Here is a 21,003-nt window from a genome sequence, read left to right as displayed (position 1 = left end):
CTGTGCTGCTGACCGCGATCATCTGCTATCTGGCGATCACCATCGCCATCGGAGCCTGGGCCTCCCGGCTGGTAAAAAGCTCCAATGATTTCGTGTTGGCGGGACGCTCCCTGCCGCTCTTCCTTTCCGCATCCGCGCTCTTTGCAACCTGGTTTGGCTCCGAAACGATTTTCGGAGCCTCTTCTGTTTTTTTGGAGGAAGGTCTCATCGGCGTGATCGAGGATCCCTTTGGAGGAGCCTTGTGTTTGATCCTTTTTGGAATGTTCTATCTCCGCCCCATGTACCGCATGGGCGTGCTGACCATCGGGGATGTGTTTAAGCAGGCCTTCGGAAAGCGCGTGGAGTTCTTCGCCACCGTGTTCATGGTGCCGGTTTTCTTCGGCTATGTCGCCGCACAATTGGTCGCTCTGAGCCTCATCTTCGGGACGGTGACCGGACTTTCGCTCAGCGAAGGGATCTTTCTCTCAGCGGGGATCGTCGTGATTTATACATTCATGGGAGGAATGTGGGCGGTGTCTATCACGGACTTTATCCAAACCGCCATGATCGTGATTGGGCTTCTTGCAGTCAGTGTAATGATCGCCCAGGAAGCAGGCGGCGTGGGAAAAATCCTCAGCGAAGCCCCGACAGAGACCTTTCGCTTTATTCCCGAGGGAGGCCTGACTAGCTGGACCAATTACTTCGGCGCCTGGATTATTCTCGGCTTGGGAAGCATTCCCAGCCAGGATATCTACCAGCGGGTGATGTCCTCCAAGTCGGAAAAAGTGGCCGTTCGCTCCACCTATCTCGCGGGCGGATTTTACCTGACCTTCGGGCTTTTGCCGCTTTTCATCGCGCTGGGCGCAAAAACGCTCTATCCCGAGCTTTATCTGGAAAACAAGCAGATGCTCCTCCCATCCATGGTTTTGGCACACGGAGGACCGCCGGTTCAGATCATCTTCTTTGGCGCGCTGATCTCCGCGGTGATGAGCACAGCGAGCTCCGGCCTCCTCGCCCCGGCCGCGTTGATCTCCGAAAACCTCGTCAAGCCCCTTTTCAAAAACAAACTCACTGACAGGCACTTGCTCTGGCTACTTCGCTGCAATGTGCTGCTGGTCGCCGCACTTTCCACCTACATGGCTACCCGCGATTCCAACATCTACGAGCTGGTGGCCGGCGCTTCCATCCTGCTCCTCGTTTCGCTTTTTGCCCCGCTCACGGCGGGATTGTATTGGAAAAAAGCCTCCAAACTCGGAGCAATCGCCTCCATGGTCATCGGCATGGCCACCTACCTGATCTGCGACAGCGTCGAATTCGCGATAGATTCGCATGTTTTAGGACTCCTGGCGAGTATCTTTGCGATGATCTTGGGAAGCCTGCTCTTCCCCGACCCAACCCACAGCCCTGATGAACTATCCTAGACTAGTATTACAAAAAGGAAAAGAAGTCTCCCTGCTCCGTCGCCACCACTGGGTGTTTTCCGGAGCCATCGCCAAGGCCGAGCCTGGCATAGAAAACGGCGACCTGGTCTCCGTTTACTCTTCCAAAAACGATTTTCTCGGCATCGGCCATTTCGCCCAGGGCTCCATCATGGTGCGGATCATTTCCTTCGAAGAGCGGGAGATCGATGCGGCTTTTTGGGAGGAGAGAATGGCTGCTGCTTATGCTTTGAGAAAAAGCCTGGGACTCACCGACAATCCAGAAACCAACGTTTTTCGCCTGGTCCATGGGGAAGGCGACTTGCTGCCGGGACTGATCATCGACTACTACAACGGCACCGCCGTGATCCAAGCGCATCAAATCGGAATGCATCGCCACGTGGCGCAGATCACCGAGGCGATGCGTGCGGTGTTGGGAGAAAAGCTGAAAGGCGTGTACGACAAGAGTGCCGAGACCCTTCCCAAAAACCTGGGCATCGAATCCAACGACTGGGTTTGGGGCAATGCCGAAACCGACCTGGTCAAAGAATATGGCGCGACCTACAAGATCGATTGGGAAAAAGGCCAAAAGACCGGCTTTTTCATCGACCAGCGGGAAAACCGAAAGCTGGTTTCGGCCTATTCCAAGGGAAAGAAAGTGCTGAACACCTTTTGCTATTCGGGCGGATTTTCGGTCTTGGCACTGAATGAAGGAGCTTCTGAGGTTCACTCCGTGGACATCTCGGCCAAGGCCATCGAGCTCACCGAGCAAAATGTCGCGTTGAATCCCGGCTTTGCCGGAAAGCACGAATCCATCGTGGCCGATGTGGTAAAGTACATCCGCGAGATCGGCGATGACTTTGACCTGATCGTGCTAGATCCCCCGGCTTTCGCCAAAAACATCAAAGCCCGTCACAACGCCGTGCAGGCCTACAAGCGCCTAAACGCCGAGGCTTTTCGCAAGATCAAGCCGGGAGGAATTCTCTTTACCTTCTCCTGCTCGCAGGTGGTGGACAAGAGCCTTTTTGCACACACGATCACCGCGGCAGCCATGGAGAGCGGGCGAAGGGTCAAAATCCTCCATCAGCTCAGCCAGCCTGCCGACCATCCGGTGAACATCTTTCACCCTGAGACTGAATACCTCAAGGGCCTCGTGCTCTACGTAGACTAGGATTCGGCGCGTGCGAGACGCATTTTCACCGGCAATTCTGCTATTTTCAACCCCATAAACTCAAACTCATGTACACAGGAATCCAACATCTCCACTCGGGAGTCGCCTATCTGGCGCTGCTCGCCTTGATCGTCGTGATCATCTATGCGCTGATCGGAGCACTTTCCGGCAGGGAATTCACCGAGAAGGACAGAAAAATCGCCCTGATCGCCTTTATCCTTTCCCACATCCAGCTGCTGGTAGGCTTGATCCTTTATTTCGTCAGCCCCCTGGGATTCTCCCTCCTGCAAGGCGGCGGAGCCATGTCTGATCCGGCTGCGCGACTGACTGCCGTGGAGCATCCCCTGATCAACATCGTGGCGATCGTCCTGATCACCATCGGCTACAGCCGCGCCAAAAAACTCGGCAGCTCCAGGGCAAAGTTCCGAAGCATCTACATGATGTACGCTGTCGGCCTGGTACTCATCCTGAGCCGCATTCCTTGGGCCAACTGGCTCAATTGAGCCTTGCAAAAACAACACTTCAAATCCGGCCAAAAGCCGGATTTTTTCATTTACAGGGCTAAACAGTCCGGGCATCGCCGCAGTTTTCAATACGCTCTCCGAGGAAGAAATTCCCGTCAACAAAAACCAAATCGACTGATTTTCTTTGGTTTACACCTCCGCAGTTTATTTACAAACCAAGACAGGTCTAGGACTATTCGGTAACAGTACCACTAGTTTTGCCGTGTTGCTAAGGGAATTCGAAAAAGAATTTTCGCATCGGATTGGAGGGAGTTATTGCCAAACAGTATTCTAAACCACTGAAAAAATGGAAATGTCAAGCCTGCTTTTGAGCCTCACTATCGTCCTGGGTATGGTATCACTACTCGACCTGGGCATCACCATCCTGGCAAACCTCAGGGGCCGACTCCAACATCCGCGCTTGGCTACCCGAGCGGTGGAGTGTCCAACCACTCCCGCGAACCAAACTCAAGAGCGATGAAAGATCAAGCGAAACTAGTCGAGGGACTCAATGAAGCCTTCGGAAAAGACAGCCTCTACCTGAGCCGGGATTTTTCCCTGGATCAGCTGGCCAATAAACTGGATATAGAGTACTCCAAGGCGGAGGAGCTGATTCGACAGCTGTATGGCCATTCCTTTGGCGAGCTGCTGGACATGTACAGAGTGGATTTCGCCAAAAAGCAGATTGAGCAGGGCGTATTGGAAAATGTCTCCCTTGGAAAGCTTGCCAGCAAGTCTGGCTTTGACTCCCAGCCCACTTTCGCAAGTGTTTTTCAAAAGGAAACCGGCGTGCTGCCAACCGAATATAGAAATACAAAGCTCCGAGAGGAGTAAAAGACAACATAGATTGGGTTGTGTTGATTTTTTTTGCCTGTGCCCGTAGGAAGGCGCAGGCTTTTTTTTGTCCCGGTGTTGACCTTGCCTTTTGGCTCTTTTTTGCCATTTATCACTTTCTGCAACTTTGTTTCAAAAAGCTTGGGTTTATCCTCGAACTGATTCTATTTTTGGGGCGTGAAATCGAAGTACAGTACTCCGGCCCTCTTTCTCATCTTATTTCTCCTCTCGCAGCTCGGGATGTCCCAGACCTGTGACCTGGTGCTGCGGGGCAAAATCCTGCATCTGGAAAACGATGAGGCCATTGAGGCGGCGTATGTCTGGATTTTGGAAACCCGCACCGGGGCGGTCTCCGACCAAAACGGCAATTTCGTCGTCCGGGATCTCTGCCCGGGCACCTACACCGTCAGCGTGAAGTTTCTCGGACACAAGGAAATCCGGCAAACCGTCAACCTATCCGGCAACTCCACGGCGCAGACCTTCCGACTGGAGGAAGAGTCCCTAGACCTGGGCTCGGTGGAAGTGCATGGACACCGGGATGCGGTGCAGACGACCACAGCGGTCACGTCGCTGTACGGAGACCAGATGCTTCAAGCGCGGGGCGAAAGCCTAGGCGAAAGCCTCAAGCGCGTAGCCGGGGTGACGACCTTTTCCACCGGAAATACCATCTCCAAGCCCGTGATCCACGGCATGCACAGCAATCGAATCATGATCCTCAACAACGGCATCCGACTGGAAGGCCAGCAGTGGGGCGCCGAGCATGCACCGGAGATCGATCCTTTTCTCGCCGACGAAATCACGGTGATCAAAGGCGCGGAAACCGTTCGCTTTGGGCCAGAGGCCATGGGCGGCGTGATCCTGGTCAATCCCCCTGCCCTGCCGACCACCAAGACCAGCCAAACCGACATCCACCTGCTCGGTGCCACCAACGGAGGCATGGGCAATCTTTCCGCCTCCTATCTCGGCGGCTCCGGCAAGATCAAAGGCCTCGGCTATCGGGTGCAGGGCTCCGCCAAAAGAGCCGGAAACGTCAAGTCTCCCGACTATTACCAAGACAATACCGGGATGGCTGAATACAACTTTTCGGGATCGGCGGGCTACAGCTCGGAAAAACTCGGCGTGGAAGCCTACTACAGCTATTTCAATACCGAAATCGGTATTCTCACGGATGCCCATACCGGCAACCTTTCCGATCTGGAAGACATCATCGAAAATGGAAGGCCGTTTACGGACGCGGACTTTTCCTACGAAATAAAAAATCCCAAGCAGCAGGTCACGCACCACCTGGCCAAGCTCAAGTCCCACTATCACCTCAATCCCAACTGGAAGCTCAACTTCCAATATGGATTCCAGCTCAACAACCGACAGGAATATGACAAGAGACGCGGCGACCTCAATGCCAAACCCAGCTTGGATTTGGAGCTTTTCACCAACACAGTTGACCTCTTCCTCGACCACAACCTGAAGCCAAACTGGAGCGGCTCCTTTGGGCTGAACGTGATCCAGCAGGCCAATTCCAATGTGCCCGGCACCGGAGTCACCCCGCTGATCCCGAACTATGACCTCTTCAACGGCGGGATCTATGCGATGGAAAAATACCTCAAAGGTCCCTTGGAGCTGGAGGCGGGACTGCGCTATGACTATCGAACAGTGGAAGCCGCGCGCTATGTGGAGGAAGAGCTGCAGCAGTCCAATCTGGAGTACCAAAACTTCTCGGCTTTTGTCGGCGGGCTGTACCAGTTGAGCCCCTATTTTGCCTTCACCAGCAATCTAGGCACGGCCTGGAGACCGCCCAACGTGAACGAGCTTTTCAGCCAAGGGCTGCACCACGGTGCTGCGGCAGTGGAAATCGGCGATCCGACTATGGTCTCCGAGAAGTCCATCAAGTGGGTCAACGGCCTGGAATACGAAAGTGACAAAGCACTGGTCGAACTGACCGCCTACGTCAACCAGATCAACAACTACATCTATCTGAATCCTACCGGCGAAACCTACGTCTCCCTGCGCGGGACGTTCAACGTCTACGAGTACCTTCAGGCGGATGCCTTCTTCTATGGCTTTGACCTCTCGGGCAGCTACAACTTCACCGACCGGGCAAGCGCCTATCTGAAAGGATCGATCATCCGGGCCAAGAATACAGACGCGGACAACTACTTCCCTTTCATTCCCTCCGACCGCATGGACTGGGGCTTTTCCTATGCCCTTGGGAAAAAAGAGAATATCAACTCCGACAAGATCACCATCAGCAATGTCCTGGTGGCCCAGCAAACGCGCGAACCGGACTTTGACCTGGCTCCTGCCCCTCCAGGCTATGCGCTTTTCAACATTGGCTACCAGAAAAAAATACAATTGGCTAAAAACCAATTCAATATCGGACTTCAGGTCAACAATCTCTTCGATACCGAATACAAAGAATACATGAATCGATTCCGCTATTTTACCGCGGACATGGGCAGAAATATCTTGCTAAAACTCAATTACCAATTTTAACTAACCACTTATGAAAAATCTCCAAAAGCTCCCGATCTACCTTTTTTCCATCCTGGCGATGGGATTTGCCTCCTGCGAAAGCGATGATCCGGTTCCGGAAAACGACGCCGAAGTGATCACTGACGTGACCTTGACGTTTCAGGAGCTTGACGCGAGCGGCAACGCAGTAGGTACACCTTTCTCTGCAAAGGCCAGCGATCCGGAAGGCATCGAGATCGGCGCCACTCCGACCATCGAGACGGTCACCGTGAAAAAAGGAAAGACCTACCGCATGAACATCACCGTAACCAACAGCATCGCGGGCGAGGACATCACCGAAGAGATTCTGGAAGAAGCCGACGAGCACCAGTTCTTCTTCGTCGGAGGTGCTTTTGCCGGCAATATCCTCACTATCGCCTATGACGATCCTAGCGGGGAGCTCATCGGTCTACAGACCGAGCTGGGCGTATCTTCCTCTCCCGGCACCAACAACACCCAGATGCAAATCGTCCTGAGACATGCCCTGGACAAAAGCTATCCCGGTGCCACCAACCCCAACTTCCCGACCTACGAGCAAGCAGGCGGAGAAACAGACCTGGACATCACCTTTCCGGTCGTGATCGAGAATTGATCAGAAAACTTATTGAATTACAAAAGGCAGCCGAAAAGCTGCCTTTTTCATTTTAAGAACTTATGTCGTCTATGGTTTTTCCGTTTTAGTACCAAAGCTAAACCCGTCGAATTCGACGGATTTTGACTCCTAGTGGTAAATCCGGCCATACGCCTATCATTAACTTTCCCTCAGAACTTCCACATTCCTCCCAAGCGTCTTAAACCTAACTCCATCCGCCTGCACCACAGTGATCGTGATATGGCCGGTTTTGCTGGTGTTGATATCGCGGACTACGCCGGATTTCCCTTTGTGCGTACCTGCGACGACTTTGCAAAAGCTCCGTCCATTAGCTTTTCTCCGTTTACATCCATCTTAGCTAAGGCTTGCAACCAACATTCCCGTAGCAATCGCTATCCCAAAGCTGAGCAAAGTCCCAATCAGAATGTATTCGGTCAGCTTGCGGTCTTTGGATTCCTTCAGGTCTCCAAACCGAAACACGGACTTCGCGGCGAGCAGAAACCCGATTGCGGCCCAGTTGCCGGTGACGACGAAGGTAAAGACAAACAAGCGCTCCAAAATCCCGATATACTTGCCCGCATTGCTCAGGGAATCGTCAAATTCCTTTTCCAAAACCCTCGACCAAGTCGAAAGCAGGACTTGTACGACGATGCCGCTGACCGCCGTCAAAAACAGTATCGCCGTTCCAAAAAGCCATAGCACACTTGGCTCAGTACGAGAGTAAATCTCCGACACATCCACACCAGAACCCACCATCCAGATCCCAATCAGGCTCAGCAGGTGCATCGCCTGATCGATCAAAAACCATCTCGCCTTGCTGTCCGGCTTTTGCGCATAGAGCTTGACCAAGTCGATGGTGAGGTGAAAAAGCATCACCGCCAGCGCCCAAGCCCAGCCGCTTCGATCCCAGAGAAACAAGCCTACCAGCAAGCCATGAATGAGGACATGCAGGTAGAGCTTGCGGGATTGGGCCTTGTTTCGCTCTTTTTCCCAAACCCAGGACTTCGGCTGTAAGACAAAGTCTCCGATAAAGTGCGCACAAACCAGCTTCAGCAACACCATCATGGCAGCAGTTCCTTGATTTTGCGGCGGAAGACCTGCTCGATTTTCAAAAGTTCATCCAAATTGGCCCTGCCCCATCTTCCGCTGACGGCGCTTTGCTTGATGCCCATGCGCCTGCCTATCTCCTCTTGGGTGATGTCGGGGTTTTGCAGGACGATCTCCGCCAGCTCGGCCGAAGATACCGTCCAGCGCTCCAGGAAGGTCTCGGCCAGCTTCAGGTACAGGTTGATTTCCTCGTCAAAGGTCTCCCATTTGCTTTTGACCGCCAGGAAGGTGTTTTCCTTCTTGAGCGAGTCAAATTTTTCGCCCGAATGGATAAAGGCCGAGCCGTTGCTTTCGGAGATTCGCTGTCCGGAGTAGGTTTTCTCACCGATCCCGATGGCCATCCGTACATCTATCGCACCCACCAGCTTTGGGCTGTCGGGGGATTTGGTCTTCTTGATGAGCGCCTTGATCTCAAAGGCCTTGTGCAGTGCTTCCTCCGGATTGGCTATTTCTACTTGGAAAAAATCACCCCAGACCAGCTCCCAATTCTCGGGGGTACTCCCCCAGCTTCCAAGTAGCTCCTTCAGTGGCTGAAGCCAATACTCTTGGTTTTCCAGCTTTCTGGACGCGACGATATCCCCTTTTAATACAGCAATCATAGTAGCTCGGTCACAAAATTATTGCAGTAATATGCAATAATTTCAATTATTGCACAATCCTGCAATATTATCAATTATTGCGGGATCCTACAATATTTCGAATTATTGTGGAATCCTGCAATATCTCGGGTTATTGCACAAAGCTGCAATAGTACACAAACTCAAAAGGCAGCCCGAAGACTGCCTTTTGGATAAGTTCTTTGTTTGGCTTAAAAACTCTTGCCGCAAACCGCGATCCGGGAGGCATCAAAGCCGACTTCCCCATAGGTGTTTGAGCCAAGGTTACCAGCCACCAAAATCACGGCGTAGTCCGGTCCTTCGCTGGCCAGGTGGATTTTCACGTGCCCGTCGAAGGTCTTCATTTGCTCGAAATCCAAGCTCGTACCATCTGACAAGCTGCCCAAGACCGTGTGGCTTTCCAAGTCTTTGGAAGAAACCGGATTAAGCAAAAAAGCTATCGGTGCATCCGCCTGATCATAGCCTCCGAAATGCAGGTGGGCGGGAAAATCGTATGCTGTAGAAGACTTCGCACCCTCGAGCTGAATATCAAACTCCAGCTTGCCGTCCCGGAGCTCCTTCACGGTCAGCGTGCCGTTGGAGTCAAAATCACTGGACTTGAACAGGTCAAACTCCAATTGCTGGCCGGTGTACAGATCGGGCTCCTGCTCGGAGCAGGCTCCCAGTCCGAGGGCTATAAAAAAGGCAAGGATCAACTTTCTCATGCGGTGTAGTTTTATCCCAAGTAACGAAATGCTTTCGTATCCTGTTTGATTACTTTGGAAAAATACCAAATTCATCGACAAATAGCGTCACGTCTTAACCCAAAACCGTTATTTCAGGCGAATTTGCGAGGCGTGAAACAAAACCATGGAAGATAAGCGACTGAGTCTGGGCCTGGAGTATTTTCAGAAAAAGGGATGGACTCCATTTCCATTCCAGCTTGATACCTGGAGGGATTTTTTGGACGGAAAGTCCGGCCTGCTCAATGCGCCCACCGGCTCGGGAAAGACCTTTGCGCTGTGGTTTCCGGCCATTTTGGAGTTTATCCAAAACCATCCCGACTCTTGGCAAAAGCAGCGCAACAACGGCATACAGCTCATCTGGGTCACACCGCTCCGTGCTTTGGCACAGGATATCCAAAAGGCCATGCAGGAAGTTTGCGAGGTCATCGGCCTGCCTTGGCAAGTGGCCGTCCGCAACGGCGACACCGATCCCAAAACCCGGGCCGCGATGAACCGCCGCCCACCGGAGTGCCTCATCACCACTCCCGAGACCCTGCACGTGCTGCTTTCGCAAAAAGACCATCACCACCTCTTCCAGACGGTGAAGGCCGTGGTCGTGGACGAATGGCATGAACTGGTGGGCAACAAGCGCGGTGTACAGATGCAGCTGGCCCTCGAATACATCCAAGCCATCTGCCCGCACACGTTCCGTCGCTGGGCGATCTCTGCGACCATCGGGAACCTGGAGGAGGCTGCCAAGGCGCTCTTGGGAGCGGAGCTTCCCATCCACATCATCAAGGCCAAAGTCGACAAGGAGATCGTCCTGCATTCTGTCTTTCCCGAGGAAATCGAGAAATATCCCTGGTCGGGCCATCTCGGCATCCGCATGATGGATCAGGTCATCCCCGTCATCGAAGCAGGCAAGACCGTCCTGATGTTTACCAACACCCGCTCGCAGACCGAGATCTGGTACCAAAAGATCCTGGCGGAGCGTCCGGACTGGGCGGGATGGATCGCCATGCACCACGGCTCGCTGGACAATACGGTCCGGGCTTGGGTGGAAAACTCCCTGCACGAAGGCAAGCTCAAGCTCGTCGTCTGCACCTCCAGCCTAGATCTGGGCGTGGATTTTCGGCCGGTGGATCGCGTGATCCAAGTGGGAAGTCCCAAGGGCGTTGCGCGCTTTGTCCAGCGGGCGGGCCGCGCAGGCCACCAGCCGGGATTGCCCTCGGAGATCTTCTTTGTCCCCACCAACTCCCTGGAACTGATCGAGGCAGCGGCGCTCCGGGATGCGATAGAAAAGGAGGAAATGGAGTCCCAGTACCCTCCGGATCTTCCCTACGACGTACTGATCCAGTTTCTGGTCACCTTGGCTGTGGGCTCGGGTTTTGACCCGGATTTTGTCTTCCAGGTAGCAAAAAGATCCCTTTCCTTTCGGGCCTTGACACGGGAAGAAATGGACTGGATGATGGATTTCATCACCAAGGGCGGCAATTCCCTGGGAAGCTACGAGGACTTTTTGAAGGTCGTGCGGGACGAGGATGGCCTTTTCCGGGTGAAAAACAAACGCATCGCCATGAAGCACCGCCTCTCCATGGGCACGATTGTCTCCGACCCGGTGCTGAAAGTCAAGCTGAAAAACGGAGCCTACCTAGGCACAGTCGAGGAGCACTTCATCGCCAAAATGAAAATCGGCGACCGCTTCTTTTTCGCAGGGCGAAGTCTCGAGCTGGTACAGGTAAAAGACCTCACCGCCATCACCCGACTTGCGGAAAAGAAAACCAAAAACGTGGTCAGTTGGTCTGGCGCCCGGATGTCTCTTTCCTCCAAGCTGGCAGACAAGATCCGCCAGGTCTTCCAAGACTACAACCATGGGATAGTCCAGTCGGAGGAAGTCCGCCGGGTGCTGCCGGTGTTGGATTTGCAGGCAAAGCTTTCCCTAGTGCCGGATAGGGACACCTTTCTGATCGAGACGCACCGAAGCGAGGAAGGCTTCCACCTGTTTTTCTACCCTTTCGAAGGCCGCATGATCCACGAGCTCATGGCTGCGCTGATCGCCTATCGGATTTCCCAGAGCTTCCCGGTCTCCTTCAGCATGGCGATGAACGACTATGGTTTTGAGCTCTTGTCGGACGTGTACGTCTCCCCAGAGGAAGTGATGGAGGAGGATATTTTTTCCCTAAAAAACATCGAACGGGACATCCTGCACTGCGTCAACGAGAGCGAGATGTCCCGGCGCAAGTTCCGCGAAATCGCCAGCATCGCCGGACTGGTATTCCAAGGATATCCCGGCAAGCCTACCAGCTTCAAGCATATCCAAGCCAATGCAAGCCTTCTTTTCCAAGTTTTTGAGCAATACGATCCCGAAAACCTCCTTCTCAAACAAGCCCACAAGGAAGCGCTCAACCAGCAGATGGAGCAGGAGAAATTTGTGCAAGCCATGCGAAAGCTCAACGGGCTGAGGATAGCAATCAAGCATCCGGTGCAATTTACCCCCTTCTCCTTCCCGCTGATGGTCGACCGGCTAAGCCGCTCCAGCATCAGCTCGGAGACGGTCGAGGATCAGGTGGTGAAGATTTTGGCACAGATGAGAGAAGCCGATTAGTTGGCGCGCCAGAAGAAAGGCGTGAAGAGGATGAGGATGGTGAAGAGCTCCAGTCGGCCAAGAAGCATGAGGAAGGAAAGGATGTTTTTGGCGGCGGGAGAAAAGAAGGCGAAATTATCCACTGGGCCGACCTTGCCGATTGCCGGGCCAACATTCCCCAGACAGGTTGCCACCGCGCCAAGCGAAGTCTCCAGATCGTAGCCCAAAACGGAGATCGTGAGGGCCCCCACCACAAAGGTGCTGAGGTAGATCAGCAGGAAGTTCATGATATTGTTGATGATCCGGCCGGTTACCATTTCCCCGTTGATGATCAGCGGTACGATGGCACGCGGATGCACGATGCGCTTGAACTCGAGCCAGGAGTTTTTCAAAAACACCACATGCCGGACAAACTTGATACTACCCGCAGTAGAACCCGCAGAGCCGCCCAAAAAGAGCATCATGAAGCAGATGAACGTGATTCCCATGCCGTATTGGGTGTAGTCATCGGTCACAAAGCCCGTGGTGGTGACGATGGAGACGACCTGGAAGGCGGCCTTTCGAAAGGCCAATTCACCGGGATAATCCGAGCGCATGAGAATGCCGATGAAAATCACCAATGTCAAAAGGATCAAGGCTCCGGCGTAGGCTTTGAATTCGTCGCTTTTCAAAACCCTGGAAAACTTGCCGACCAAGCCGAAGTAGATCAGGGTAAAGTTAGTCCCTGCCAAAAACATGAACACAATCGCCACATACTGGATAAATGCCGAGTCGTAGAAGGCCATGCTGGCATTTTTGGTGGAAAATCCTCCAGTGGCCATGGTCGTCAAGCTATGGTTGATCGCGTCGTAAAAGGTCATCCCCCCCACCCAATAGAGCAAAGTCGCCAGCACCGTAAGGCCCACATAGATGTACCAAAGCCGCTTGGCAGTCTCGGAGATCCTCGGGTGCACCTTGTCGGAAGTGGGCCCCGGCGACTCCGCGACAAACAGTTCACTACCCCCGATTCCCAAGAGCGGAAAGATCGCCACCGTCAGCACGATGATCCCCAAACCACCGATCCACTGCGTCATGCTCCGCCAAAAAAGAAGCCCTTTGGGCATGGCCTCGATGTCGGTGAGGATGGAAGCGCCAGTGGTGGTCAGCCCCGAAACGGTCTCAAATACCGCGTCGCTGATGCTGCTCACCTCGGCTGAGAGAAAAAACGGGAGCATCCCAAAGATGGTCATGATCACCCAGCTCAGGGTGACCACCAAGTAGCCCTCCCGCTTGCGGATCAGCTGGTCGTATTTGGCAAAAGAGAAGTAAAAGATGGTTCCGATAAAGAGGGAAATCGCCGCCGAAATGACAATCGGAGTGGAATTCTCCCCATAGATCCAGGAGAAAAACACCGCCGGCAGCATCAGCACCCCGATCAAAAACATCAGGGCGCCCATGATTTTCCCAATGGCTTTGAAATGGATCATGCTTAGTGGAAGAGTTTTTCTAGGGCCTGTTTCGCTTCCGGCAGCGCCAAAACAATGGCCTTGTCATCCACCTGAAGGATGAAGTCCCCGTCGGGAATGTGGACGTTTTCCCCCCGGATGACCCCAGCCACGATAGCCGTGGACGGAAAATGGAGTTCGCGCAGCGGATGCTTGGTCAGGCGGTTGGTCTTGCAGACGCTGTATTGGATAAATTCCGCATCGACGCCGTAGATCCCCGAGACGGCATCGACAGTACCCTTTCTGAGGTATCGTGTGATTTCGTTAGCCGCGACCAGCTTCTTGTTGATCAGGGAATCCACCCCGATGCTGTGCGAGATATGGATGTATTCGCGGGTATCGACATGGGCGATGGTCTTGTAGACCCCGTGGTTTTTGGCGGAGAGGCTGGTGATGATATTGGTCTCGGAGGACATGGTCAAAGCCAAAAACGCGTCCATCTGCTCCAATCCCTCTTCCACCAGGAGCTCGATGTTTTTGTAGTCCCCGTTGATCACCAGGGTATTGGGCAGCTGCTCAGCGAGCCACTTGCAGCGATCCTTTTCGTTGTTGACGAGGGTCACGCGGTAGTCCTTCTGCAGCTTGAGTGCCGTGGTGACCGCCATGTCATCCCCGCCGATGATCATCACGTTTTTGATCTTGACCTTCTTCTGGCCAAGCGCTTCGATGATGGTTTCGGTGTTTTTCTTGTGCGAGATGAAAAAAGCGTGGTCGTTGTTTCGGATGATGGTACTGCCCCGAGGGATGATGGTCTTCTGATCCCGCACGATGGCGATGATGCGGATATCCTCGTAGATCGGATCCTCTTTGGTGTCCATGATCCGCTGGTTGACGAGCGGACTGTATTGGTCGAGGGTGATCCCCACAATGTTGAGCTTGCCTCCACCAAAGTCGAAAACTTCGGTAAAGCTGGAATTTTCCACCATCTTGTGGATTTCCCTGGAGCAGAGCATCGTGGGAGAGATCAGGTTGTCTATGCCCAGATTTTGGAAGTAGGGCACATTTTCCTCATTCAGGTAGGAGTGGTTTCTGACCCGGGCCATCACCCGCTTGGCCCCCAGCTGCTTGGCCAAAACCGCCGTGACCAGATTGGTCTTTTCGGAGGTCGTGACTGCCAGGAGCATGCTGGTGTCCTCCACATTGGCCTGCTGTAGCACGTCGATGGAGGTCGCGTCTCCTTGGATGGTCATCACGTCAAGCTTTGAAGCCACATAGTCCAACACACTTCGGTCGGTATCTATCAGCGTGATATCCTTGTTGTCGTAGCTCAACCGCTCAGCCAGATGGTAGCCCATGTCTCCGGCTCCTGCGATTACAATGTTCATCCCCATAGAGGTATTCCCGTGTGATCTTGAAGGGTGGCAAAATTATAACCTTTATTCATGGTTTTCAGGGTATAAGGGTTTTTCTTTTGCCAAACGACCTAAAAGGTAAATATAAGTCCCCCTCCCATCCTACTCTTTTTGGGATTTTCTCGCCCTGGCATTCCTCAGTCTTCCAGCAGCGTTTTGCTCTCCGAGTCCGGAAGTTCCTGAACCTCCTTGAGTTTCCTTTGAATGATCCTCGTACGGACCCCCACCAGCTTGTCCAGCTCGGAATTGGCCTCGTTGAGCTTCTTTTGGGTCTTTTCCAGCAGATCGCCAAACTTGCCAAACTCGGTCTTGATCGCCCCCAGGATCTGCCACACCTCCGAGCTCCGCTTCTGGATCGCCAAAGTACGGAAGCCCATTTGGAGCGAATTCAGAATCGCCGACAAGGTCGCCGGCCCAGTCACGATGACCTTGAAGTCCTGCTGGAGCTGCTGGGCCAGCCCCGGCTCGCGGAGGATCTCAGCGTAGAGGCTCTCCACAGGGAGGAAAAGTATGGCAAAATCGGTCGTCCCCGGAGGATGGATGTATTTGGACTGGATGTCCAAGGCGGACTTTCTCACCGCGCGGATCAGCTCGGCGCGACAGGCTTCTATCGCCTGCTTTTCCCCCAGGTCATAGGCATCCACCAGCCGGAGATAGGACTCCTGCGGAAACTTGGAATCGATGGGCAAAAGCACCTGTGCGTCCTGACCGGGCATCTTCACGGCAAACTCCACCCGCTCCCGGCTGCCGTTGACCGAGGCATTGGACAGGTATTGGTCGGGGGAAAGCATGTTTTCCAGCAAGGCCTGCAGCTGGTATTCACCCAGCACGCCGCGACTTTTGACATTGCTCAGGACACGCTTGAGATCTCCGACGCCGTTGGCCAGGGACTGCATTTCCCCCAGGCCTTTTTGCACCGCCTGCAGCTGATTGCTCACCAACTCAAAGGACTGCCCTAGTCGGGCCTCAAGTGTTTTTTGGAGCTTTTCCTCCACCGTTTCCCGGATTTTTTCCAGCCGCGTCTCGGTATTTCGCACCAGCTCATCCTGCCGTCGACTCAGCTCGCCAAATTTCTCCCGCTGGAGGTTGTTCAGATCCTGCATGGTGTTGCGCACCACTTCCCCAAAAGCCTTCAAGGCCTCGTTTTGGTCTTTGGCTCCGGCGCGTTGGGTTTCGAAGATCAGGCCAAACTGACGGCTGAGGTTTTCGCCGGACTCCCGCCGCGCCTCACCCAGCGCCTGAGCCAGGTCTTTGCTCATCCGAGCCAGTTCATTTTGGAGAAAAACCTGTTCCCGGTCTCCCTTCCCCTTCATCAGCACCACGATCAGGAGCAAAACCTGAATCCCGATGACGATGAACAGCAGCACTTCAGTGGGCATAGGCCATTTGTTTTGGAGGCTCAAGGTAGTTTTTTCTCACCCTCACGCCGAGAAAGGACAGGTATTCCGCGACAGATTCCGTCGGGATTTCCTCCATCGGTACGTGCCCCGCCTCCTCGAAGACCACCAGATTAGACCCCGGAATGGACTTCTCAAACTCATAGGCATCGGAAACTGGAATCCAGGCATCTTTTCCGCCCCAAAGAATCAGGGTGGGCATATTCAGTCGGCCAAAGTCGGAAAACGGCTTTCGGTCGACCCCGACTCTAGCCAGGGTAGCTTCGCGATTGCCCTCCCTGAGCATGAGCTCGTAGTAGCGCTCCACGGTCTCCGCCCGGATTCTGGATTCGTCGCCATACACATCCCGGAGGTTCATCGCAAAGAGAAATTTGGGAGTGCATTTGAGGAGAATTTGGGAAAAGAGGCGGTTTTGGATCAAGCTCATGATCCAGGGCTTTTCGGTCTCGAGGGAATCGGCCTCCGTCTCCAGTGTCCTCACCCGCCTGCGCGGAGCGCCTGAAGCATCTACCAAGGCCAGCGTCAGCACCTTGTCGGGCCGCGTCGCCGCTACCTCCAAAGCCACCGCGCCTCCCATGGAATTACCCGCCAGATGGAAGCGTTCCACATTGAGCTTTTCTGCCAAGGACAGCACCAAGTCCCTGTAATCCTGCACTGTATAGCGCTTCAGCTCATCCGGACCAGTAAGTCCATGTCCCGGAAAATCCAGGGAAATGGTGAGAAAATGCTGACTCAATTCCTTTTGCCAGGCCTCCCAGGTATGGAGGGACGCAAAGCTGCCGTGAAGCAGGATGATCGGCTGCCCCTCCCCCATCATCCGGATATGGACATTCACCCCGTCGACTTTTACAAAATGGGATTCCGGAGTCCTGTACTTGGCCAGAAGCTCCTCAGCAGGGATATCCCCACGGTAGAGCAGCAGAAAAAAGAACACGCAACTCAACAGCAAAACCGCCAAGAGCTTGGCTATACGGTTGATCCATTTCATAGAAAAAGCCATCGGATAAATTGGTTGAAAATCGCCTGCCCAGGCTCTTCTATTCTTTGCAGACTTCGCCGTCCATCCAAAACGGACTCAGGCCTGATCTCGGAATATTTCCAGCCTTTTACCAAAACCTACAAAAATTCTTCTCAAATCTCTATTTTCAGCAAAATTCCTTCCTTGAAACTGAAAAATCCACTAAGAAACATCGGGCCGGGGCCGCTGGTCGCAGCCGCATTCATCGGGCCAGGCACCGTCACGGTCTGCACCCTGGCAAGCGCCAATTTTGGCTTTTCGCTGCTCTGGGCGATGGCACTCTCGATCACGGCGACAGTCATCCTACAGGAAATCTCCGGGCGGATAGGAATCGTCACCGGCAAGGACCTGAGCACCCTCATCCGAGGCCAAAAGGGCAAACCCCTGGTCAGACTGGCCGCGATGACCTTGGTGCTCGTCGCCATCGTGCTGGGCAACGCCGCCTATGAATCCGGCAATATCTCCGGAGCCAACCTCGGCCTCGGCTTTTACTGGGAAGCGCCGAGTATCCAAGTCGGCAGTTTTCAGATCCAGCTGGGCAACTTCGTATTGGGCGCCTTGGCCTTTCTGCTGCTCTGGAGTGGAAACTATCGTGTGCTGGAGCGGGTTCTTGTCGCCCTGGTCATCCTGATGTCCTTTGCTTTCGTGGGCACAGCACTCATGACCCAGCCCGACTGGACGCAGCTTTTGCGGGGATTTGTTCCCAGCTGGCGCGAAAAGGAAATCCCGACCCTCGTCGCGCTGATCGGTACGACGGTCGTGCCCTACAACCTGTTCCTCTACGCCTCCCTGGTCCAAAAGCAGTGGAAAAGCGAATCAGAGCTACCGCTGATGAGAAGGGACATCGCGCTCTCTGTGATCCTCGGCGGCTTGGTCTCCATGGCAATACTGATCGTGGGAGCCGCCAATACCAGCGAGGAAATCAGCTCCGCAATGGACGTTTCCAAAGGCTTGGAGTCCGTGTTCGGGCGATTTGCCGGATACTTGATGGGCTTTGGCCTGCTGGCTGCGGGCATGACCTCGGCGATGACCGCTCCCCTGGCTGCCGCCTTGGTGGTCTGTGGGATGATGGGCTGGGACACCGAGATCAGGTCAAACGCCATGCGCTGGAGCATGGGGCTGATCGTGGGTTTGGGGCTCGTATTTTCCTCTCTGGGCATCAAGCCGGTGCAGCTGATCACCCTGGCCCAGCTGGCGAATGGAGTACTGCTCCCGCTGATCAGTGCCTGGATCATCTGGATCGCCGCTCAGTCATCGGTCTTGGGAAAATACAAAAACTCGCCCTTAGCTACCGCCGTGGCCATACTCATCTGGCTGATCACGCTGGTACTGGGGATCAAAAGCGTGGGGACGGTCTTGGGATGGTTTTAAAGAATCCACGATCTACGAAATAGGAGTCACGGGGAACAAGGGAACGGTGCCACGCAAAAAGAGGCACCTCAAATTTCAAATCTCAAATCTCAAACTTGGAATCTTCACAGATCAGGCGCATTGAAGGTATCGCCTTGGCGCAGGTCGCCGGATTCAAAGCCTTTCTTAAACCACTTCATCCTTTGGGCGGAGGTGCCATGCGTGAAAGAGTCCGGTACCACGCGACCGCTAGCCTGCTTTTGCAAACGGTCATCGCCGATTGCGTTGGCGGCATTGAGTGCTTCCTCCAAGTCTCCCGCCTCCATCATGCCCGCGGTCTGCTGGCTATGATGCGCCCACACTCCCGCGAGGAAATCGGCCTGTAGCTCCAGCATGACGGAGTTTTGGTTGTATTCTTTTTCGCTCACCCGGCCACGGAGGCTATGCACCTCGTCGGTGATTCCCATGATTTTCTGGATATGGTGTCCCACTTCATGGGCTATCACGTAGGCATAGGCAAAATCCCCTCCTGCCCGCAGCTTGGTCTCCATGTCTTCGAAAAAGCTGAGGTCGAGGTAGAGCTTCTCATCTGCCGGGCAATAAAAAGGCCCCGTCGCACTGCTGGCAGATCCGCAGGCGGAATTGACCGAGCCGGTAAACAAGACCAAGGTCGGCTCGCGGTAGTTTTGCAGCTGCTGGTTCCAGACGTCTTCCGTGTCCGCCAGAATCGTTGCGGAAAAGGCAGCCATCTCCTCCTCCGCCGCAGTCGGGGCATAGCTCTCGGAAGTCAGTCCCTGGCTGCCGCCAGCCCCCATCATCCCTCCGATCAGGCTCAGCGGATTGTAGCCCAGCAAAAGCGATCCGCCTATGAAGACCGCAATGAGGATCAGGCCTGTCTTGGAGAAAAGCAGCTTGAGCAGCGGCCCGATCAGGAGGGGATTGAATCCCCCTCCGCCCATTCCAGAGCCACCCTGACCTCTTCTGTCATCGATATTTGAGCTTTGTCTTCTGCCTTGCCATTTCATATGCCTGTAATTTGATTTGAGAGGTGTACCGAAATCCCGCGGGTCTCCCCACCGTTCGTCGGGGACTTTTGCCGCAGGCTCGATTTCATGGGATAAAAAGTTTGAATTCGGCTAAATTTAACCAAATTGGTCGATCATGGAACTGTCCTGATTTGAATTTATGATTATCCGCTTTTATGCCCGTAGACAGCCGCGACAATCCGAAAGAACGCTAAAATTGGGGCTTTGCCCTACTTCGGTCTTCGATCATCGCCTGCCCGACGTGTCGGGGTCTTCCAGCCTGTCTGCTCAGGCAGGCCCGACTATAGAAGCAAATTCGCTTACTGGCAAGATTGTGGATAATCATGTTTGAATTTCACCGAAACCTACAAACAATACCCCTAACCTATGAAACTGAAGTTTTTTGCCTACCCACTGGCCGCCCTGCTCCTTGCCTCCACGGCTGCTTTGGCCCAAAGCACCGACTACCTGGGTACCAAAGCCCCCAAAGGAGCCAAAGTATACCTCGACGGCACCGCCAAATCCCTGCATAAAAACTGGAAGTATTGGGAAGGCCCACGCTTCAGCGCCGAGATGCCGATCAAGTGGCCGGAAGTCTCCGACCCGGTGGACGGTGGCACGGCCATCAGCAGCAACGATCCAGCCGCCGCGGGCGGAAAGTACGGCTCAGCGGACATCGTGACCAAGGACGAGTTCAGGGACTTTGAGGCGCACGTGGAGTTTTTGATACAAAAGGAAGGCGGAAATAGCGGCGTGTACCTCCAAAACCGCTACGAAATCCAGGTACTGGACGGAGACTACGGCACCCACGGCATGGCCGCTGTGATCAACGAACACCTGCCTACCTCCGAGGAATACCGCGGCATTGGCAAGTGGAATGCCTACGACATCCAGTTTAGAGCTGCCCGCTTTGTCGATGGCCAGCTGACCGAAAAGGCTCGTGTGACGGTATTTTTCAACGGGGTAAAAATCCATGACAATGTGGAAATCCAGCAAGTCTGGGGCGGACCAAACTCTGGGATAGACGGGGGAAACGATGGCGGAAAGGGCATCACGGACACGCCTGGGGGCCTCAAGCTCCAAGCCGAGGGACATGATGTACTGTACAGGAATGTTTGGATCAAGGCAGTGAAGTAGGGGAGATATCCCAAATCTGACCATCCCAGCTGCCATGGTTCCAGCCCTTTGGGCTTGCGGGACGGAAACCGACCTCATTTCCTTGGGCTTAAGCCCAAGGCTATTGAGGGTTTGACCACTCCGTGGTCGTTCATCCGAAATTGACTACGAACACTAAAGACCCTGAAAGGGTCAAACCCTTCAGTAACCGTGGGTGGGTCCGTTGAGAACTACAACCAAAAAA

Annotated in this window: 17 protein-coding genes and 1 pseudogene; 9 read left to right on the top strand and 9 right to left on the bottom strand. The window is 54.0% G+C overall.

The annotated features are described in order from the left end of the window. Positions 1-2: 2 nt before the first annotated feature. The 6 genes from J0A68_RS06280 (at position 3) to J0A68_RS06255 (ending at position 7,005) form a co-directional block, all read left to right on the top strand. Positions 3-1,400 (top strand): high affinity choline transporter 1, encoded by a 1,398-nt coding sequence (locus J0A68_RS06280; RefSeq protein ID WP_206577337.1) that lies wholly within the window; start codon positions 3-5, stop codon positions 1,398-1,400. Then, complete coding sequence (locus tag J0A68_RS06275) at positions 1,387-2,568, top strand: class I SAM-dependent rRNA methyltransferase (RefSeq protein ID WP_206577336.1); 1,182 nt, start codon at positions 1,387-1,389, stop codon at positions 2,566-2,568. Before J0A68_RS06280 ends, J0A68_RS06275 begins: the two co-directional genes overlap by 14 nt. A gap of 68 nt (positions 2,569-2,636) precedes the next feature. Further along, positions 2,637-3,071, top strand: a complete 435-nt coding sequence (locus J0A68_RS06270) for a hypothetical protein (protein WP_206577335.1) — start codon at positions 2,637-2,639, stop codon at positions 3,069-3,071. 477 nt (positions 3,072-3,548) lie between these two features. Continuing rightward, entirely contained in the window at positions 3,549-3,905 is a 357-nt protein-coding gene (locus tag J0A68_RS06265; RefSeq protein ID WP_206577334.1) for a helix-turn-helix transcriptional regulator, read from the top strand. 177 nt (positions 3,906-4,082) lie between these two features. After that, positions 4,083-6,395, top strand: coding sequence for a TonB-dependent receptor (locus J0A68_RS06260; RefSeq protein ID WP_317195092.1), 2,313 nt, complete (start codon positions 4,083-4,085; stop codon positions 6,393-6,395). A 10-nt stretch (positions 6,396-6,405) separates the two neighbouring features. Beyond that, on the top strand, positions 6,406-7,005 hold the full coding sequence (locus J0A68_RS06255; RefSeq protein ID WP_206577333.1) for a hypothetical protein: 600 nt from the start codon (positions 6,406-6,408) through the stop codon (positions 7,003-7,005). Positions 7,006-7,164: 159 nt separating this feature from the next. On the opposite strand, the pseudogene J0A68_RS23130 reads toward J0A68_RS06255, so the two are convergent. The 4 genes and pseudogenes from J0A68_RS23130 to J0A68_RS06240 form a co-directional block, all read right to left on the bottom strand. Further along, a pseudogene (locus J0A68_RS23130) lies at positions 7,165-7,308 on the bottom strand (hypothetical protein); the annotation flags it as partial. 51 nt (positions 7,309-7,359) lie between these two features. Continuing rightward, on the bottom strand, positions 7,360-8,070 hold the full coding sequence (locus J0A68_RS06250) for a DUF3307 domain-containing protein (RefSeq protein WP_206577332.1): 711 nt from the start codon (positions 8,068-8,070) through the stop codon (positions 7,360-7,362). Then, entirely contained in the window at positions 8,067-8,711 is a 645-nt protein-coding gene (locus tag J0A68_RS06245) for a hypothetical protein (protein ID WP_206577331.1), read from the bottom strand. Before J0A68_RS06245 ends, J0A68_RS06250 begins: the two co-directional genes overlap by 4 nt. Positions 8,712-8,920: 209 nt before the next feature. Next, positions 8,921-9,433: a hypothetical protein gene (locus J0A68_RS06240; RefSeq protein WP_206577330.1), complete on the bottom strand. Its 513-nt coding sequence runs from the start codon at positions 9,431-9,433 to the stop codon at positions 8,921-8,923. Between the two features lie 145 nt (positions 9,434-9,578). Here J0A68_RS06240 and J0A68_RS06235 point away from each other — a divergent pair, with 145 nt between their 5' ends. After that, on the top strand, positions 9,579-12,038 hold the full coding sequence (locus J0A68_RS06235; RefSeq protein WP_206577329.1) for a ligase-associated DNA damage response DEXH box helicase: 2,460 nt from the start codon (positions 9,579-9,581) through the stop codon (positions 12,036-12,038). On the opposite strand, the gene J0A68_RS06230 is transcribed toward J0A68_RS06235, so the two are convergent. The 4 genes from J0A68_RS06230 to J0A68_RS06215 form a co-directional block, all read right to left on the bottom strand. Continuing rightward, the gene (locus tag J0A68_RS06230; RefSeq protein WP_206577328.1) at positions 12,035-13,483 is read right to left on the bottom strand and encodes a TrkH family potassium uptake protein; all 1,449 of its coding nucleotides are present in this window, start codon (positions 13,481-13,483) and stop codon (positions 12,035-12,037) included. The genes J0A68_RS06235 and J0A68_RS06230 overlap by 4 nt on opposite strands. Positions 13,484-13,485: 2 nt before the next feature. Then, on the bottom strand, positions 13,486-14,832 hold the full coding sequence (gene trkA, locus J0A68_RS06225; protein WP_206577327.1) for a Trk system potassium transporter TrkA: 1,347 nt from the start codon (positions 14,830-14,832) through the stop codon (positions 13,486-13,488). Positions 14,833-14,990: 158 nt separating this feature from the next. Continuing rightward, the gene (locus tag J0A68_RS06220) at positions 14,991-16,232 is read right to left on the bottom strand and encodes a DNA recombination protein RmuC (RefSeq protein WP_206577326.1); all 1,242 of its coding nucleotides are present in this window, start codon (positions 16,230-16,232) and stop codon (positions 14,991-14,993) included. Further along, positions 16,222-17,238: an alpha/beta fold hydrolase gene (locus tag J0A68_RS06215; RefSeq protein ID WP_206577325.1), complete on the bottom strand. Its 1,017-nt coding sequence runs from the start codon at positions 17,236-17,238 to the stop codon at positions 16,222-16,224. Before J0A68_RS06215 ends, J0A68_RS06220 begins: the two co-directional genes overlap by 11 nt. Before the next feature lie 174 nt (positions 17,239-17,412). On the opposite strand from J0A68_RS06215, the gene J0A68_RS06210 reads away from it, so the two are divergent. After that, positions 17,413-18,639: an Nramp family divalent metal transporter gene (locus tag J0A68_RS06210; protein ID WP_236021377.1), complete on the top strand. Its 1,227-nt coding sequence runs from the start codon at positions 17,413-17,415 to the stop codon at positions 18,637-18,639. Between the two features lie 104 nt (positions 18,640-18,743). Here the strand turns inward: J0A68_RS06210 and ypfJ are convergent, their stop codons facing one another. Beyond that, a complete protein-coding gene (gene ypfJ, locus J0A68_RS06205) occupies positions 18,744-19,643 on the bottom strand; it encodes a KPN_02809 family neutral zinc metallopeptidase (RefSeq protein ID WP_206577324.1) in 900 nt (299 codons plus the stop codon). A gap of 387 nt (positions 19,644-20,030) precedes the next feature. Here ypfJ and J0A68_RS06200 point away from each other — a divergent pair, with 387 nt between their 5' ends. After that, entirely contained in the window at positions 20,031-20,780 is a 750-nt protein-coding gene (locus tag J0A68_RS06200; RefSeq protein ID WP_206577323.1) for a 3-keto-disaccharide hydrolase, read from the top strand. Positions 20,781-21,003 lie beyond the last annotated feature (223 nt).

It is taken from the genome of Algoriphagus oliviformis, assembly GCF_017254915.1.
GTDB classification, from domain to species: domain Bacteria; phylum Bacteroidota; class Bacteroidia; order Cytophagales; family Cyclobacteriaceae; genus Algoriphagus; species Algoriphagus oliviformis.
The sequence above is the reverse complement of the archived record's forward strand: the minus strand, read 5'-3'. Positions and strand labels throughout refer to the sequence as shown.

Bases quoted from the DNA above. Each gene is read 5' to 3' on its own strand.
- J0A68_RS06275 (WP_206577336.1), top strand. From the start codon at position 1,387: ATGAACTATCCTAGACTAGTATTACAAAAAGGAAAAGAAGTCTCCCTG.
- J0A68_RS06270 (WP_206577335.1), top strand. From the start codon at position 2,637: ATGTACACAGGAATCCAACATCTCCACTCGGGAGTCGCCTATCTGGCG.
- J0A68_RS06265 (WP_206577334.1), top strand. From the start codon at position 3,549: ATGAAAGATCAAGCGAAACTAGTCGAGGGACTCAATGAAGCCTTCGGA.
- J0A68_RS06255 (WP_206577333.1), top strand. From the start codon at position 6,406: ATGAAAAATCTCCAAAAGCTCCCGATCTACCTTTTTTCCATCCTGGCG.
- J0A68_RS06250 (WP_206577332.1), bottom strand. From the start codon at position 8,070: ATGATGGTGTTGCTGAAGCTGGTTTGTGCGCACTTTATCGGAGACTTT.
- J0A68_RS06245 (WP_206577331.1), bottom strand. From the start codon at position 8,711: ATGATTGCTGTATTAAAAGGGGATATCGTCGCGTCCAGAAAGCTGGAA.
- J0A68_RS06240 (WP_206577330.1), bottom strand. From the start codon at position 9,433: ATGAGAAAGTTGATCCTTGCCTTTTTTATAGCCCTCGGACTGGGAGCC.
- J0A68_RS06235 (WP_206577329.1), top strand. From the start codon at position 9,579: ATGGAAGATAAGCGACTGAGTCTGGGCCTGGAGTATTTTCAGAAAAAG.
- J0A68_RS06230 (WP_206577328.1), bottom strand. From the start codon at position 13,483: ATGATCCATTTCAAAGCCATTGGGAAAATCATGGGCGCCCTGATGTTT.
- trkA (WP_206577327.1), bottom strand. From the start codon at position 14,832: ATGGGGATGAACATTGTAATCGCAGGAGCCGGAGACATGGGCTACCAT.
- J0A68_RS06220 (WP_206577326.1), bottom strand. From the start codon at position 16,232: ATGCCCACTGAAGTGCTGCTGTTCATCGTCATCGGGATTCAGGTTTTG.
- J0A68_RS06215 (WP_206577325.1), bottom strand. From the start codon at position 17,238: ATGAAATGGATCAACCGTATAGCCAAGCTCTTGGCGGTTTTGCTGTTG.
- ypfJ (WP_206577324.1), bottom strand. From the start codon at position 19,643: ATGAAATGGCAAGGCAGAAGACAAAGCTCAAATATCGATGACAGAAGA.
- J0A68_RS06200 (WP_206577323.1), top strand. From the start codon at position 20,031: ATGAAACTGAAGTTTTTTGCCTACCCACTGGCCGCCCTGCTCCTTGCC.